Genomic DNA, 17423 nt, shown 5'->3' with positions numbered 1-17423 from the left:
TATTGAAGAGCTGCACTCCCAAACCTTTCCCAGCCCGATTATGCTTGGTAATCAGGGGATAAATATTAAGCTTTCTAGCCGCCTCCAGAATATTCTCCTGACCCAAAACAGCTACTGTATCCGGATAAGCAATTCCAACCTCAGAAAGCTTCAAATATTGTTTAATTTTGCTGATTTCCAGATTAATAGCTCCGCTTCCGTTGATGACCTTGCGACCGTGAGCTTCCAGCCAAGTTAGAACTTGCTCTGTAAATTCTGGTGCATAGCGGTGTCCACGCGTATGAGAAGAAGCAGACATCCGATTATAGAAAATTCCTGTTGGGGGCGGACTCTGCAGATCTAGGATCCCACTTGACAAATCCCAAAGTTCATAGGGCACATCTTTTTCCTCCAGCCACTTGACCAAGTGCTGCGTCCACTCCAAATTTTCATGAATAACATAAACTTTTGCTTGACTCATAATTCTTCTCTCCTTTAGGAATACCGAACAGCCAGCTTGCTGCTTTTCGATTCTTCTACTACATTGACTTCCGTCTTTTCAATTACACTAACAGCCAAGACCTGCCCTAGAACATTGAGGGCAGTGCGACCAGCATTGACAAAGAAATCAACCGCAAAAATCAGGGCAACACCCTCGACTGGTAGGCCTAGCTGAGGTGCAGCTGCCAGCAAGACAACAATCGCTCCAGAAGGCACCGTTGCAGCTGTTTTACCAATCAATGTCAAAAGCAAAACAGTAAAGAAAAGTCCTGAGACAGAAAAAGCAATCCCATAAGCATGGGCAATAAAAACAGTTGCTACAGAGAAATAGACAGCAGCCCCTTCAAGATTAAAAGTATAACCCAAAGGCACAACCAAATCTATGACATGCTCATCATGCCCCTGCTTCTTTAAATCTTTCAACAGTGGCGGCAGTACAACACTGGAACTGCCAGAGACAAAAGCCAAAGCCAGAAGACTCCAAATCCGTTGCAAGCTTGTCAGATAAGGAATTCTGAAAGCAAAAGCAATCAAAGGAAAAATTAGCAAGGCCAAAACCGCATAAGCTAGATAAGTTCCTGCTACAAATTGACCCAAACCAATCAACTTGTCAACCCCTGTCGTGGCTACATCCTTAGCAATAAAGCCAAAAATACCAATTGGCGACAGATTCACAATCACACCGACAATTTTATAAATAGCCTCAATCCAAATCTGCAGCAGCTCAACAGCTTTCTGGGTCTTTTCTTCCTTAAGGCTTCCAAGCCCAAAACCTAAAAATATAGCAAAAACAATAATAGGAAGCAGAGCTCCTTCTGAAAGCGACTTGACAATATTAGAGGGAATGAAGCTAAGCAAAAACTCCTCCAGCTGAATACTTTTGGCAATACCGTCAATGCTGGCTCCCGCCTGACCGATATTGACTCCCTGACCAAAGCCCAGATAATAAGATGCAAAGACAAAAATAAAAGTAATCGCCGTCGTGACCGCAAAGAAATAGAGCAGACTCTTTGACAAAAGCTTCCCGAAAGATTTCTTACCAATCACACCAGCCACAGCTACGACCACAACTGGAAAGACCAGCGGAATAATCACCATATTAATCAGACTGATAAAGGCTTGTCCTAAGAATTGATAAAATGTCGAAAATTGTGGCCAGATAAGGGCAACAAGAACACCCAAAATCAAAGCAATCAACAATTGCAAGCCCAGAGAAACCTTTGACCATAAAGAAACGATTTTCATTCCAAACTCCTTTAGTCTATTTTGATAGCTATTTTACTATGATTGCCCCTATCTGGCTAATATATATTTTCTATGAAAGTAATAGAAGAATTTTATAGGTGAGTTGAATAACGTAAAAAACACTCACGAGGTAAACCTCTTGAGCGCTTGGTAGTTTGATGTATCACTGATTATTAATAGCTTGAGAATTACGATGGTTTACGAGGTTTCTTGAGAACTGGTTTGGAAAGTATTGTTTTCACTTGAACTAAAAACAGCGCAATATCAATGCTTCTCAGAACTATATCTACTAATTAATTTCATAAAATATGAATTAATAGATTCTAAATAGGGGAATAATTTAGTTCTGTAAAAATTAACTTCTACACCTACAAAGATTATTGTATCTGATTTTTCCCGTTTTAGAAAAATAGGTAGAGAAAAAAACAACATCTGGATTTTCTAAAAAATCTTGATCAAACTTAAAATCTAATAAGAAATTAAATCGATTTACTTCTTTTTAAAAGCCCCATCACTATAGTTTATCTCATAACCAGATACTGTCAATAATTTTGTGTAAACACTCAAGTAGAGTTACGGGGTTGTTAATCAAATAAGCTTTCAAGTGTGTCAGAACATTGACCAAACCCTTTATGGATCCGTTGACTTTGCTTGAAATTATAATCTTCAAACAAAGTAACTAAGTAACGTTCCAGAGCCTCCTCGTTAGGAAAAAGAACCTTCTTTTTCGTTTGACGTTTGATTTCTTTGTTGAGAGACTCAATGAGGTTTGTCGAATAAATGCTGTGCCAAATCTGGTAGGGAAACTGATAAAAAGTTAAAAGATTTTCCGCATTCTCCAAACTTTCCATTATTTTCTTATACTTTGGTTTCCATTCAGCGATAAAGTCCTCCAAAGCTTGTACTGCTATTTCTAAATTTTCAGCACGATAAATCGTTTTAAATTGCTCCAGAATAACCGCTCGATCAAATCGCTTCACCTTACTAGCCAAATTTCGACTGATATGAATTAAGCAACGTTGTTGTTTAGCTAATGGGTAAGCCTGACTGATCATCTGCTCAAGTCCCTTGAAGCCATCTGTGACTACGAGTGAAACCTGTTGAATCCCTTGATTTTGAAGCTTGTCTAGCATAGTCGACCAAGAAGCATTATTTTCATTTGGGGCAATCTCATATCCAAGAACAGCTTTCTGTCCTTCTGGTGTAATGCCAAGTGCGATATGAATACATTCTTTACTAACGGTTCCACGTCTTAATGGAAGATAGGTTCCGTCAAGAAATAAAACAGAGTAATTGGCTTCTAAGATTCGCTCATGAAAAGCAGTGACATTCTCCTGAGTTGCTTTTGAGATATTAGAAATGGTGGCAGGACTATAGTGATGACCATACATTCGCTCGATGATGTCACTAATTTCTCGAGTCGTTACGCCGGTTTGATAGAGTTTGATAACCATCTCTTCCAAGTGGTCATCTCGACGTCCATAAGCGGGAAGCAAAGCTGGACTAAAGTTCCCATTACGATCTCTTGGAATAGTTAACTGAACAGTCCCATATTTGGTTTCAAATTTCCGTGAATAGGTTCCATTACGACTATTGCCGGTATGATATCCAGCCTTATCATAAGGTTCATAACCTAAAAAGGCCGACAATTCTGCTTGAAGCAGATCATTCATAGCTGTTTCAAGGGATGAACGGAAAAATTCATCAATATCTTGCTTTTGGGCTAGAAAGTGTAGCAATTCTGTGGTAAACTGAGTCATAGGAATAAATCTCTTTCTAGTAATGTTTCGCAACTCTACTATAACGGATTTATTCCTTTTTGTGTTTACACAACTTATTGTACACTACCCGTAAAGATTCAAAACAGTTAAATTTCAGTTTATGATATTTAATTAACCTTACGTTGATCAAAAAAGGTGTAAATAAACTCAAATATCGCAAGAATCACAAATCCGATACCACACATTGTCAACACTCCTGCAGCAGTTGTGAAACCAAATAAACCTGCAATATAGTTGATAATAATCGCTGAAAAAGCTGCTCCAAAATTGATTCCCATTAAAACAACTGATGTCGTTAAAGTACCACCATTTCTAGGAGCTACTTGAGATACTCGTAGGAAAGCTTGTGGGAATACCCATCCAAAGAACAATCCTGCAATTACTACACCTGCTGTAAGCATACCCACATTATTAGCATGCGATACAATAAAGAAAGATAATGCAATTCCACTAAAGGAGATTGGAAGGATAAAATTCCCAAAGAATTTACTTAACTTACCAAAGAATGGGGCGGCAATCATTGATGATAAACCTAATGAGGCAAGAATTGAAGAGGCTGCTGAAGGAGTAATAAGGCCTGTTTCTTCACCTAGTAATGCCATTTTAATAGTCATCATCAAGAACATCGCAAAGACAGCCATAAACAACAATGCTAGTAAAATAATATGTGTATTGATTGAATCTTTTAGTCTTGTCTTAGATTGAACTTGACCACTGTCTCTTTCCTTCGGTTTATCTTCTGGTATCATGACAAAAGCTCCAAAGAGAATTAAGGGAATAAGACCAATCGCAAACCCCATGTAAGCCACGTTCCATCCAGCAATAATTAAAGCAGCAAGCAAGAAACCAAATCCTGCATTCCCAAGATTCTGACTCGTATTTTGATAGCCCAACATATCAGTCAGTTCTTGATCTTTATAAAAGCGATACATCAACGATACTGAGAATGGATTAAAAAGACCAATACCAAATCCCATAAGTAAACGTAAAACAACAAATGCATAGTAGTTGGGAATAAACGCAGGAAGGATACCACCAATAAGGTACATGGTTAGTCCTGCCATTATTGTAGGCTTAATTCCAAAACGCTTAGCAATTGATTCTGAAAATAAAATCAAAAGTAAAACACCAAAATTTGGCAATGTTGAAATCAATTCAATAGCTGATGTTGACTGTTCTGGGAATAAATGTGCTAGTTGAGTATTTGCAATAGAAACTGATGGGGCTGTTTGTGCTAAAATAGATAAAGATAGTAAAGATATCTTAAACGTCCAAGAACTCGGGTTTATATTGTTTTTCATATTCATCTTTTTTCTCCTAGTAGATATTGTTTTTAATATCCTTTACAGCAGCAAGTCCCGCTAAGTAGCCTGAGGTCCAAGAGAAGCCAGAAGCTAGCCCCTCGTAGGCAGGGTAATTTTTTGGTGCATAATAGCCTCCTGCATTTGCACCACCTGTATAAAGACCTGGAATCACCTTATTATAGGCGTCAAGGACTCGCAAATCTTTATCGACACGAACTCCTCCCACTGTTCCCAAATAAACAACCTGAGCGATAAAAGCATAGTAAGGGCCGTCCTCGATACTATATTTCAAAGATGCTTCAGATTTGCTAAAGCTCGTATCTTCTTTCTTAGCCACCATTTGATTATATTCTGAAACGGTATCCACGAAAGTTTCTAAATCCATACCTGCATTTTCTGCAAGTTCTTCTAGTGTAGCACCTTTAAATGCAATTCCTTGACTAACTGCTTCGTCCGCTAAGGCAACGAAGTCACCCTTAGCATCGCTTGCACCAGGACCTGATTTAGAAATCAATAGGTCAGTTCCTTTTGAATAATCTTCTAGTGTAGCACGGTCCATCACATAGTAATATTTACCACCTACTCCATATCCTGCATTAGACCATTCAACTGTATCATAGACAGCATCCTCATTTGTAAATCGTGCACCTTGTGGGTCTACCCATAATAGAGGTGATAATAATAATTGAGTAAGTGGAGAGTCATTAAACCCTGCCAATTGTTTTCCTTTTGTTTCCTGAGACACCACAGATTCAGCCATTTGTGCAGCATGGATGAGAGCGGCACCATCAATATTAACACCACCTACTTGTTCCATAGAGGTAAGACCTTCACCCATACTTGGAACACCTAAGGTTCTTAAGTTAATTGTTCGCATTACTTGAGCAACTCGTCGTTTATCACCACCAAAACCACCAGTTGTAATGATGCTTGCCTTCGCATGAACATACACTTCTTGACCAGTTTCTGTTACTGCTTGGAGTCCTATAACACGTCCACTTTCATCCTGAATAAGACTTTTCATCGTTACACCGAATTCCACTTGTACGCCTTGTTTTTCTAAGCTTTCCTGAATCCGTCCATAAGATTCGTTCTTATTCATATACATATGATAAGACCCACCACGATAAGGGTTCCCTAAATGAGCAAATTGTGTTGTGTTCTCATTTCTATTTAACTCGATCTCCATTCCTAAAGACTTAATTTCTTCAAGAGTTTCTTTGGCATGCTCAATAATATTTTTAAGTAAAGCTCCATTTGACAAATAATGATTATGACGTTGAAGCTCATCAATTGCTTCCTTTGTTGATAGTTTTAATCCCAAAGCTCTTTGTTCTTCTGTGTCTACTGCAAAAAAACCAGAGGAAATTTTAGTATTTCCACCAATTTGAGGAAGTTTCTCAAGCAATAAGACCGAAAGACCATTTTTAGAAGCAGCGTGAGCAGCGGCTAATCCAGCTCCTCCTGCACCAGCTACAACAATATCTACCTTATATTCTTTAACCATGTGAAATGTCTCGCTTTCTTTTTTATGCTATAATTATACTTGATAAAAACGACTAAAAAAATGGTTCTAATTGTCCTCTTTTGTGACGAAATATATCCTTTGGAGATTCTATGTTCACTATTTCAAATTGCTTGCACCGAACCCTTGAATTCCCTAAATCTAGCTTAAAAGATAAACAAAAACAGGTTTATATTATTGAAACACTTTCTAATATCACTTTATATTATCAAGAAAAAGTTACTCACCACAAGCCTTACGATATTATCCTATTCAACCAATCAACCACACTACGAGTCGAGTCACTAGATCAAACGCCTCTACTCTTACGTGTCCACCATGCTATTTTCGATATTCCTAATCCCATTTCTCAATTTACCGTAGGAGATAACGCACTCATTCATGACTTTATGAATCCTATAGATGAGCAAACTTCAATGATTGTGTTCACCCATTTAGACAGCGAAGTTTGTCACGCCTACTTAAATGTTATCGAAAAACTAGAAGAAACGACAGACAATGATCAATATGTTCAATTTCAAAGTCAAAAAATCTGTGGGCTTCTATTTACTGAGCTTTTGCGTGAACATGAGAGTAAAGTCTCCAAATTGAACTCTCTTTTTCCAGATTCAAAGATTAAACATGCATCAAAAGAAAGCCAATCTGGGATGATTATGAAATACATCTCAGAACACTTACAAACAGTGACACAAAAGGAAGTTGCACATCACTTCTCCTATCAACCTAATTATTTTTCAAGACTCTGCCAAGAGTTATTTGGACTCTCTTTTGTTGAACTACGTACCACTATCCGGTTAGAATACGCAAAAGAACAGCTTAGTCTAACTACCAAATCTATCGAAGTGATTAGTGAAGAGCTAGGCTACAAAGCGGTCTCCAATTTCCATCGAAACTTTAAGGCCTATACCGGAAAAACGTCGGCAGAATACAGGGAAACAAGTCAAATCAATCCATTATAAAAGATAAAAAAAGTCATGAATTTAGATATGACTTTTTTATTTTTATATGGCAACCTTAGAGTATAATACAATTAACAAAAACTTCTTAGGTACTGGAGAATTATATGTTAAATATCATAACAATAGTCGGCGCAGAGCATCCAAGTTCTACAAACCATAAATTAGCCGTTTACCTTTCAAAAAGATTCAAAAATCAAGCTAGTTTTACCTTTTTTGATATTGAAAAACTCCCTCAGTTCTCTAAAGACTTGCTAGAGGAAAAAAATACTAAAGTTGATGCATTTAGACAACTAATACTTGAGGCAGATGCCGTTTTATTTGTTACACCTGAATACGATCATTCTGTTCCTGCACAACTTCTAAATGCACTAGAATGGCTAGCATTCGAACCTTTTCCACTCTTAGAAAAACCAACCATGATTGTAGGAGCCTCATACGGAAATTTAGGGACCAGTCGTGCACAAGATCATCTACTAGATGTTCTACGCTCGCCTCAGTTGCAGGCAGCAGTTCAAGCAGACAGTGGTTTTTTACTCTCTCGTTCTCTTGAAGCTTTTGATGAAAATAATGAATTACTTAACTCTCAGGTTCGTGAAAACCTTGATAAAAAGATGTCTCATTTTCTTCTTTTTGTAAATGTTTCAAAGCAAAATCCTGACTTACGTCTAAAAAACATAAATAAAGTACGTACTTATCGCTATCAATCAGAGAAATAGGAGTTGAATATGATAAAACTTGTTGGTTTAGTCGGTTCAAACGCTAAACACTCATATAACCGTATATTACTTCAATGGATAAAGAAAAACTACCAGCAACAATTCCATTTAGAAATTATCGAACTTACTTCATTTCCTCTTTTTAGTCAGAATAAAAAAACAAGTTCTTACCCAATCATTCAAGAAGTCAGCCAAAAAATACAGTCAGCCGATGGTGTTCTTATTGCCTGTCCTGAACATAATTACACTATCACTTCATGTTTAAAATCTGCCCTTGAATGGTTATCGTATGATTTACATCCTTTTTTAAAAAAGCCTGTTTATATTATTGGTGCCTCTTATTCTCCACTAGGAACTGGACGATCACAACTCCATCTCAAAGAGATTCTTCAGTCTCCGGGTCTAGATGCTTGGGTATTGCCTGGCAATGAGTTTCTCCTAGGTTATGCACGCGAAGCATTCGACGAGGCAGGAAATATCAAAGATATAGCGACAAAAGATTATTTTAATACTTGTCTGATGCATTTTCTACAGTTTACATCTGCTGTGAATGGTATTAATTCCTCAGTTACCTCTCAGGTGGATGCAACATCTGGTGCTTCGGAAAACTATTCGTCACCTTCACATCCTTCACAAACTAATAACATATCACTTATAGAAAACACTAAAACTCCTTTTGATGATATCTTAGATAATATATTTGGTACACCACGTACACAATTCAATCACACAGCCTTCGATAATGTCCTCGATGGGCTTTATCCTATAAAGAAAAAAGCTCATCAAGCCTTCGAAGAAGTGCTTGATCAAGTTTATGGTAAAGTGACTACTAAAAATCCTAATGATGCCATTCTAGTCGCATGGAACAATCAGTAAAAATCACACAATTGAAGTGAACAGTTTCGCAAGCTAAAGTATCTTTACAATAATAAGTTCATCACCTAATTGATTGATACTCTGATTAGTTCATGTTATTATCAACCAATCGCGATTTATGCGATATTTTCTCCAACTAGGGTTTCAACCCTGGTTTTTTTTACTCCAGAACAAATTTGATTTCAAGAATAAGCTTTCAAGTGTGTCAGAACATTGTCCAAACCCTTAATGGATTCGTTGACTTTGCTTGAAATTATAATCTTCAAACAGAGTAACTAAATAACGTTCCATAGCCTCCTCATTAGGGAAAAGAACCTTCTTTTTCGTTTGACGTTTGATTTCTTTCTTAAGTTATATCATAATTTCTGGCCAAATTCTAACTCTTATTTACCCAATTTGTAAAATTAAGCCAGAAAAAAGCATCTCGTATTAGACGAAATGCTTTCAATAAGTGTAAATAAGTTTTAACGTTTACTAAATTGTGATACTTTACGAGCTTTTTTCAAGCCTGGTTTGACAAGAATACATTTCAAATGATTTTAGAACATCTCTATATCAGTCTCTAACTAATTCCAACTAACGATTTATTTCAAAAAATATTAATAAGTTTAATCGAAACAGGGGAATTACTTTAGGTATTTTATTAGTAATTTAACATCAGAAAAAAATGTCAAAACAGGGTTTCTATTGTATCATTTGATGCGATTGAAAGTACTCGCATTTATTTAAAGAAGTAAACTCAACTTTAATAATACGACTTTAAAAGAGTTTTAACAAAATTAAATTACTTATACAAATAGTATAAAAATTGATTTGGTACAGATAAGATTTCTTTGAAATATCTAGTTTGACATGATGATGTCAGTACGATTTTATAAGAGTTTGATATTTGAATTTATTTATTGATGTTAGTTTTTCCTTTATAATTCGGATTCCAGTTAAATTCAAAATTTCCCTCTCTATTCTTTTTTAAATAAGGATCTACTAAGTTATTGCGAATTGGAAATTTTTTATTTTTATCATACTGTACATAACAAATAAAGTTATTGTTCTCTGGTGAAAGTTCTCTTTTTTTACGTCTTCGAAGTTCCTAATTGTAGACAGTGAGATAAACAATATCAGCAGGCATATCACCATGCTTTACTTTATGGCTAGTAAACCCATAATTTTCTAGTGAAATTATATGTTCTATAGCTTTTTTTATCATTTCTTTTAACTGAAATTTAGTAGATTCTTTATTTCTAATTAAAACTGCAGAAAATCGTTTACCAACCTTTATTATGTGAAGAAGATCAGCTTTTGAAGATGGATCTGGATTAGTAATTGTCATCACAACTGCACCTTTATTTTTTAGAGCGTTGTATTCTGCACAAACTAACCACTCAGTTAATATGCCACGAAACAAACTTAAATCATTACTCTCTTTCCTTTCCCTTAACAAAACTAAACATTTTGATAAACTCTGAGGTGTCCTTACAATTTTATCAATCACTTCGTCGGTATAATTTTTAGTTGAATACTTCTTAAGAGCATCCTTAACACATTCAATCATTTCCTCAGAAATCACATATTCAGCATTTAGTAAGTCAACAATTTGTTCTCGTTTTTCAATTGACAATTCCATTTTCCCACCCCAAAATTAATTTTTCCTTTTCATAGATTATTTAAAAATTTTATCAATTCCCCATCATTTAGCTTTGTTCTATTCTTTAATTAAATTAACAATAGTATATGCATTAACTATCCCTATCTTATACCTCTTGTTAATCAGTTTTACCATATCAGATGAGCTTCCCTCAGTATTCCTTATAAAATCAATTTCTTTTCCACCATTATTAATGATATATTGTGTAAACTTGTTTTTTATAATATATTTTCTCCATAATAAATATATAACAAGAAAAATTAACAGAATAATTAAATAAGTCTGAAAGATCATAATCCCCTCCTGTAATTGAAAAGTTGGCCATATCATTTGTATGGCTTATTAAATGAATTTTAAAATTTTTGGAGCATATTTAGTGGCGACTGCTCCTAGACAAATTCCGGTTAAGACATATAAAATTTTTGAACTTTTATCTTCAACAATACTGGTAACATTTTGTTCTTCAGATAAATTTACTTCTTCTATTTTATCTTTTTCACTAATAACGCGACTTTCAAAATCTGTTTGCCCCTTATGCAACAATCCATTTTGAGAAATATAACATACGGAAATTTTTTCTCCAAAACAAGAATTTAAATTGTTCAAATTATATGCATCTACACTTAACTTTTTATCGTTAGTAATCAACAACTGGCGATATTTTGTTTTTCCTCTAGTTATTCGAGACAATAGTTCTGAATCCGCAAAAGCACTATTAGCTTCAATATTGTTTAAATTATGATCTTCGAAAATAAAAAGTTCATAATACTCCTTAAAAATCTCAATAACTTTTTCTGCCTTGTATTGTTTAGATTCCAATTTTGATCTTAAGTGTTTATCGATTTCTAGACACACTTCTCTAGTGACTAATATTCTTTTGTTATTTTCCATGAAAATCTGAGAGTAACTTTCTAAAAATTTCCTAAGTTCTTCTACGTTCATGAGCGATGACGTATCAATATATATTATGTCGTTAAAACCTATTAATGAATTTACATATTCTAAATTTGTCATTAGAGAGATCCTCCTTAAATTTATGAAATAATTATATTTAATAAACTTAGGAAGTACAATATATTTCGGGACTTATAAGTCCCAATTAAATTATTCGTAAATTTTTTTGAAATCTGAAATTTTATGTTTTAGTATTATAACTTCTTCAATATTATTAATTCCTAGTTCAAAAGCTGTAATCAAATCTTCTCTAGTTAAAATCATTTTTTTATTTTCAATTTCAAATATGGCCTCTTCCTTTTTGCAAACTATTTCGACATATTTATTCTCTCCTAGATAAGTGCCTATCTCGATACCGTCACTCAAACCTAACTTTTCTTCAAAAGGATCATATTCTTTGTATACAGGGAATGTATTTTCTTTTTCGAAACACTCAAACTCATTTTCAACTTCAAAAAAATAGAAAATCATATTTGGATCGTCCCCTAATAAATCCTGATAATCACGAATAAATTGCTTCTTATTCTTTATATCATTGAGCAATTCTTCAAGACTTTTTTTCATTTCTGTAAAGTACGATAAATAACTATATTGTACTTCAAAAAAATATTTGTGATTTTTTTTAAAGTATTCTTTAATTTCTTCTATAGAGTAGAATATTTTAAGTTCTGATTTATGACCATTTTGCTTATGAGAATAATAATTTTTAAATTCATTTACAGTTAGATATTCTTTCATAAACATACTATTATTTAACACAGAAAATTTAAATTGCCCATTATTAATTTCTGCATAGAAGTATTCATTTCTCTCAGGAATTTTATAATTAAATTGTTCCCCATAGACAACTATACTTTCATCTTTCAATTTTGCACTTTTTCTGAATCCCCAATTTTTGGTATCAAACATAACTTCGTAACATCTACTCAATTCTCGTTTGTTTGAATCATCTAAAATAGAATCGTATTTTTTTCCAGATCTGCTTCCGGCCTTATATATGTTGGAAATCTTTCATCATATTTTAATTCAAATACATCCTCTGTATTACTTTTTTTAACTAAGTGATGTATTTTCTTATTATCCAGAACTTTTATTTGTGTAGTCACACTATAGTTATCAGGTTTATAATAAATACCTAATGATGAGTAGTACTTCTCACGTAAGGAATACGCTTCTGAAATAATATCTTCTATTCTATCGTTCGGGGCTATTATGTTAGCCTCTTTGGTTTTTGTTTTATTAGATAGACGTAGCAACGAAAACTTATTTAGTTTTAAGGTATCATTAACTAATTTTACACCCCTACTTATGTAGTCACGATCATTTTCTTTTCCTATATTTCCTTCTAAAGCCTGCATAATAAAAAAATCTCTACATCCTTCAGAAAAATCTAAACCTGGCATATCATCGTAATAAAATAGTGCTTTATTCGTTTCTTCAACTGAGCAAAATAATGCTGCACATATAGCAATTATACAATCCCTAGGTTGATTTGGTTTTTGCTTATTAAGAATTTTTCTAAACATCTCATAGTCTATGCCTACTCTTTCACTTAATTCTCTCGTTTTCACCCGAATTTCGCCACTTTTACTTAATTTTCCATCTGATAAGACTCTAATATAATCAACAAAAGACATATCATGTTCTTTCCTTACAACGGTTTTTGAAATTATAGGTTGATTTCTATTCTCTTCATTTAGATGAGACGGTTGTTTTTTTTCATTCATTTTATAATTTCCTTTCGGTTTTATAAATTGATTATAGCGCATTTTTTCAAATTAAATAATTATTTTTGGGACTTTTTGATCCCAAAACAATAACGAGGTTATATAATTTTTAATTTAGAAACTAACACGAAGTTAACACAAAAATAACTGATATTCAAAAATTGATAATTAGCTAGATTTAAAATGATGAGGATTCGAATAATTAATTTATCGCAAAGTTGATTTTCACTCTTTTCAATCTTCTAAACAAATTCTATTCTCCCATTTTAAAAAAATAAGAACAAAAAATGCGCAAATTAGTTAAAACTTGCGCTTCTTATAATTGATAAGGATTACTAACTAACTTTCCGAAAAATTTATATTTTCTTGAAAAAAGGTTTCCGTTATAATAGACAATTTGAACTTTGTCTAAAAATACCGTATTTAAAATAACAAATTCTGGTCCATCTTCTGTTCAATTTTTAAAAGATATTTGTTATAATACATAGTATACAATAGAATTGGTGGGTTATTATATGGGTAATATTGTTCTGCAACATGAAAATATTGGAATCATTCGCACGTTACACAATCTTGATAAAGTTATTTTAAAAGTGATTAATGAGAGACTGGGTGTCTTGAATGTCAGTCATGTTCAAGCCTTGATTCTTATCTTTTTATCAGAACATATAGGGGAGGAAATTTTTCAAAAAAATCTAGAGAAAGAGTTTGGTTTGAGTAATCCTACTGTAACAGCATCGGTGAAGTCTATGGAAGCGAAAGGATTAGTAAAGAAAGTTAAGAGTCAAAAAGATGGTCGATATTATATCCTTTCGCTAGAAAATAAGGGAATGCAACTTGCTCCTAAATGTAATGCTATCTATGAAGAAATTGAATCTCAACTTAAAGAATTACTAACTAATGAACAACTTATTGTTTTAAATGATATTGATAAAAAAATAAGCGTTCTATTAGGCGACATCTGATATTGATTATACTATTTCGATAGTATATTTTTTTTGAAAAATTTTTTTGAAAAGGCTTTACAATGCAAAGTAAATAGTATACAATGTATCTGTAAACGATATATCGCATACTATTTAATATAAGAGGTGACCATTATGGATCAAGATTACAAAGAATTTTCTACTAAAATTATCAAATTAGTAGGTGGTAAAGATAATATCTCAGATGTATTTCATTGTGCTACTAGACTTCGCTTCTCTTTGAAGGATATTTCTAAGGCAGAATCTAACATCGATGATATTAAATTACAAAAAGAAGTATTGGATGTCATTGTACAAAATGGACAATTTCAAGTGGTAATTGGTCCAAATGTAAGTAAAGTATTTGGGGTTGTTAATGAAGATTTAAAACTTAATGAAAATCAAAGAATAGATGACAAAACTGAAGAAATTGAAAAATCTGTAATGGATAAATTTTTTGCAGTTGTATCTGGAATTTTTACACCAGTAGTACCAGTATTGATGGCTTCAGGTATGATGGGTGCTGTCATTACTATTGCAAAATTACTTGGTGTTCCCGAAACGAATAGTACCTTATATTTGTTTAATATTGTCTATGAGGCTGGTTTTTACTTTTTACCATTCTTTATTGCAGCAACATCGGCAAAGGCGTTCAAAGCTAATCAATTTTTATCAATGCTTGTGGCAGCAATCATGCTATGGCCAGGGTTCGTTGGTTTTGCAGACAAAGGTATTAAGTCGTTAGAATTTTTCTCTCTCAATGTACAAGCAATTGATTATTCAAAAGCTGTTCTACCTATTATTTTGGGGATTTGGTTGCTTTCTTATCTTGAAAAATTCTTCAATAAGGTGTTACCGGATATCATTCGAGCATTTATGGCACCATTATTGGTTATGGCCATTATGCTACCAATTCAATTGATTGTCATTGGTCCTCTTGGTACAAATATTGCTAATGTTCTTGGAACTGGTGTTGTTTGGCTTGGTGATAATTTAGGTTTCTTTGCAGTTGCTCTACTTGCTTTCTTTACACCTGTGATGATTGCGACTGGTACACACTCATTCGCTTTCCCTGTTATTGTTGCGACACTAACAACCGTTGGTTATGATCAATTATTGATGCCAAGTATGGTTGCTGAAAATTTAGCGATGGCTGGAGCTGCATTTGCAATTGCAATGCTTTCAAAAGATAAGGATAAACGTGCTCAAGGAATTTCTGCCTCATTATCTGCAGTACTTGGTATCTCTGAACCAGCAATGTATGGTTTCAACCTACCTTCTAAATATGGATTTTTAGGTTCAATGATTGGTGGTGCAATTGGTGGTTTATTTGCTGGAATCTTCCAATTTAGAATGTATGCAATTGCTTCATCAAGTGTTGTTGGTATTCCAGCGATGTTTGGTGATAAAGGAGTATTTAATGTAATCATTGGCGTCTTAACAATTGTTATCTCTTTTGTAGCTTCTGCACTTATCACGATTGTGCTATCAAAATCAAATATTAAACTTGATAAATTTGGTAAAAGGGGATAACAAATGAATAAAAAATTTCTATGGGGTGGTTCCACATCCGCTTTTCAATTTGAAGGTGGAGGACTACTTGGAAAAAAGGAAAAAGTATCTATGACATTCGTGAAGAAAAAACAGGGATTAGGTATTCAGAGGCCTCTGATTTTTATCATCACTACAAAGAGGATATTCAATTACTAAAAGAAATGGGATTCAATTCATTTAGAATGTCCATTGCATGGACTAGGCTCTATCCAACAGGAATCGAATTGTCTCCAAATGAAGAGGGGATTACGTTCTATAAGTCAGTCTTCAAAGAACTCGAAAATGCTGGGATTGAACCAGTTGTTACATTATTTCATTGGGATATGCCACAATACTTGGTAGATCATTATAATGGTTTCAAATCTAGAGAGATTGTAGCATATTTTGAAAGGTATTGTCGTACTTGTTTTGAGGAGTTTGGTCAATATGTCAAATACTGGCTTACACTTAATGAGAACAATCTTAGTTTATTAATCCCAAATATGTATCTCAAAGAGAAGGTTACGCCAACGGATAGTGATTATGAACAAGTGAAATGGGATTGTTATTACCATTCAATGTTATGCCACTTTACAGCTGTAAAACTGTGCCACGAAATATTACCAGATGCACTTATTGGTAATATGCTAGCAAGTGCTTATGCATATCCGCTTTCTCCTAAACCAGAAGACGTAAAAGCAACATTAGAGCATAATCAAGCTACGATGTGGGATGACCTTGATTTTATAACCTCTTGCAAGATTGATAATAAATATCGAATGCAGTTAGAGAAAAAGGGAGTTGAAGTCGCAATTTCGGAAAAAGATATTGAGCTCTTGAAATCTTCTGAATCTAAAATTGACTTTATTTCTTTTAGCTATTATTATTCTCTTTGTATGCAGGATGAAGGCGAAACGAAGGATACAAATGCTGAAACAATGCAAATGCTTTACCAAGGATATACAAATCCTTATTTGGATAAGACTACTTTTGGGTGGCAGATTGATCCAATCGGATTACGAAACTTCATGAATGATGTCTATTCACGATATAAACTTCCGTTGATGATTGTTGAAAATGGTTGTGGTGTAGAGGATGAAGTTTTAACGGATGATAAAAAAATCCATGATGATTATCGGATAGATTATTTAAGAGCACATATTAGAGAAGTTAAGGCAGCTGTAGGTGAAGATTTTGTTCCTATTTTAGGATTTCTACCTTGGGGGGTAATTGATTTATACAGTGCAAGCGGTAATCGAGATAAACGTTATGGTTTTATCTATGTTGACTATGATAATAATTTTAAACGATATAAGAAAGATAGTTTTTCTTGGTATCAAAAAGTTATAGAAAGTAATGGAAAGGTATTATAATGCTCCAAATTGTTGAAAACACTTTAAAGGAAGGTAAAGAGTCAGAGTATATTTCAGTGGCTAAACAATTTACCAATGATTTAAATCAATTAGAAAATGTGAAATCCTCTAAAGTTTACTTTAATGGTAAAAAGGTATTTATTATTACAGATTGGAATTCGTATGATGAAAGTAAGGAAATGGAATTATTTCTTAAATATAAATCAGAAATGAAACCATTGTTTGTATCTAATAAAGCTATGCAGTTAGCTGAAACTGAATAAATGAAAAATGCACTTGTAAAAACAGGTGCATTTCTCATTTTGAAAAGGCAACACTTTTCTATACAAAATTTATAAAG

The 17423-nt window shown here is 33.7% G+C and carries 14 protein-coding genes and 4 pseudogenes; 7 read left to right on the top strand and 11 right to left on the bottom strand.

Translation table 11 applies throughout. The annotated features are described in order from the left end of the window. Positions 1-474: 474 nt before the first annotated feature. From FFV08_02040 to FFV08_02025, 4 genes are all read right to left on the bottom strand, one after another. A complete protein-coding gene (locus FFV08_02040) occupies positions 475-1725 on the bottom strand; it encodes a dicarboxylate/amino acid:cation symporter (GenBank protein QLB51562.1) in 1251 nt (416 codons plus the stop codon). Between the two features lie 584 nt (positions 1726-2309). After that, positions 2310-3485 (bottom strand): IS256 family transposase, encoded by a 1176-nt coding sequence (locus tag FFV08_02035; protein ID QLB51561.1) that lies wholly within the window; start codon positions 3483-3485, stop codon positions 2310-2312. A 128-nt stretch (positions 3486-3613) separates the two neighbouring features. Continuing rightward, positions 3614-4813: an MFS transporter gene (locus FFV08_02030; GenBank protein ID QLB51560.1), complete on the bottom strand. Its 1200-nt coding sequence runs from the start codon at positions 4811-4813 to the stop codon at positions 3614-3616. 10 nt (positions 4814-4823) lie between these two features. After that, complete coding sequence (locus tag FFV08_02025) at positions 4824-6317, bottom strand: FAD-dependent oxidoreductase (GenBank protein ID QLB51559.1); 1494 nt, start codon at positions 6315-6317, stop codon at positions 4824-4826. A gap of 110 nt (positions 6318-6427) precedes the next feature. Here FFV08_02025 and FFV08_02020 point away from each other — a divergent pair, with 110 nt between their 5' ends. From FFV08_02020 to FFV08_02010, 3 genes are all read left to right on the top strand, one after another. Next, positions 6428-7294, top strand: coding sequence for a helix-turn-helix transcriptional regulator (locus FFV08_02020; protein QLB51558.1), 867 nt, complete (start codon positions 6428-6430; stop codon positions 7292-7294). Between the two features lie 104 nt (positions 7295-7398). Continuing rightward, positions 7399-8010 (top strand): NAD(P)H-dependent oxidoreductase, encoded by a 612-nt coding sequence (locus FFV08_02015; GenBank protein QLB51557.1) that lies wholly within the window; start codon positions 7399-7401, stop codon positions 8008-8010. Between the two features lie 9 nt (positions 8011-8019). Further along, positions 8020-8886, top strand: a complete 867-nt coding sequence (locus FFV08_02010; GenBank protein QLB51556.1) for an NAD(P)H-dependent oxidoreductase — start codon at positions 8020-8022, stop codon at positions 8884-8886. 225 nt (positions 8887-9111) lie between these two features. Here FFV08_02010 and FFV08_02005 read toward each other — a convergent pair. The 7 genes and pseudogenes from FFV08_02005 to FFV08_01975 all read right to left on the bottom strand — a co-directional run bounded on the left by FFV08_02005 (position 9112) and on the right by FFV08_01975 (position 13212). Continuing rightward, positions 9112-9231 (bottom strand): annotated as a pseudogene (locus FFV08_02005) (IS256 family transposase). Between the two features lie 119 nt (positions 9232-9350). Further along, positions 9351-9443, bottom strand: a pseudogene (locus FFV08_02000) (30S ribosomal protein S9). Positions 9444-10153: 710 nt separating this feature from the next. After that, positions 10154-10510: pseudogene (locus FFV08_01995) on the bottom strand (hypothetical protein). A gap of 78 nt (positions 10511-10588) precedes the next feature. Then, positions 10589-10825: a hypothetical protein gene (locus tag FFV08_01990; protein QLB51555.1), complete on the bottom strand. Its 237-nt coding sequence runs from the start codon at positions 10823-10825 to the stop codon at positions 10589-10591. A gap of 48 nt (positions 10826-10873) precedes the next feature. Next, positions 10874-11545, bottom strand: a complete 672-nt coding sequence (locus FFV08_01985; protein ID QLB51554.1) for a hypothetical protein — start codon at positions 11543-11545, stop codon at positions 10874-10876. A 90-nt stretch (positions 11546-11635) separates the two neighbouring features. Then, a complete protein-coding gene (locus tag FFV08_01980; GenBank protein ID QLB51553.1) occupies positions 11636-12394 on the bottom strand; it encodes a hypothetical protein in 759 nt (252 codons plus the stop codon). A 41-nt stretch (positions 12395-12435) separates the two neighbouring features. Next, positions 12436-13212 (bottom strand): hypothetical protein, encoded by a 777-nt coding sequence (locus FFV08_01975; GenBank protein ID QLB51552.1) that lies wholly within the window; start codon positions 13210-13212, stop codon positions 12436-12438. Positions 13213-13727: 515 nt separating this feature from the next. Between FFV08_01975 and FFV08_01970 the strand changes: the two genes are divergently transcribed. From FFV08_01970 to FFV08_01955, 4 genes and pseudogenes are all read left to right on the top strand, one after another. After that, positions 13728-14177 carry a winged helix-turn-helix transcriptional regulator gene (locus FFV08_01970; GenBank protein ID QLB51551.1) on the top strand — a complete coding sequence of 150 codons (450 nt, stop codon included), beginning with the start codon at positions 13728-13730 and terminating at the stop codon, positions 14175-14177. A 135-nt stretch (positions 14178-14312) separates the two neighbouring features. Then, positions 14313-15710 (top strand): PTS beta-glucoside transporter subunit EIIBCA, encoded by a 1398-nt coding sequence (locus tag FFV08_01965; GenBank protein ID QLB51550.1) that lies wholly within the window; start codon positions 14313-14315, stop codon positions 15708-15710. Positions 15711-15713: 3 nt separating this feature from the next. Then, a pseudogene (locus FFV08_01960) lies at positions 15714-17083 on the top strand (glycoside hydrolase family 1 protein). Continuing rightward, positions 17083-17346: a hypothetical protein gene (locus FFV08_01955; GenBank protein QLB51549.1), complete on the top strand. Its 264-nt coding sequence runs from the start codon at positions 17083-17085 to the stop codon at positions 17344-17346. The pseudogene FFV08_01960 and the gene FFV08_01955 overlap by 1 nt, the downstream one beginning before the upstream one ends. The last annotated feature ends 77 nt before the right edge of the window (positions 17347-17423 follow it).

Source organism: Streptococcus sanguinis (assembly GCA_013378335.1).
GTDB classification, from domain to species: Bacteria; Bacillota; Bacilli; order Lactobacillales; family Streptococcaceae; genus Streptococcus; species Streptococcus sanguinis_I.
Note: the sequence above shows the minus strand (reverse complement) of the source record. Positions and strands in the feature narration are given on the sequence as shown.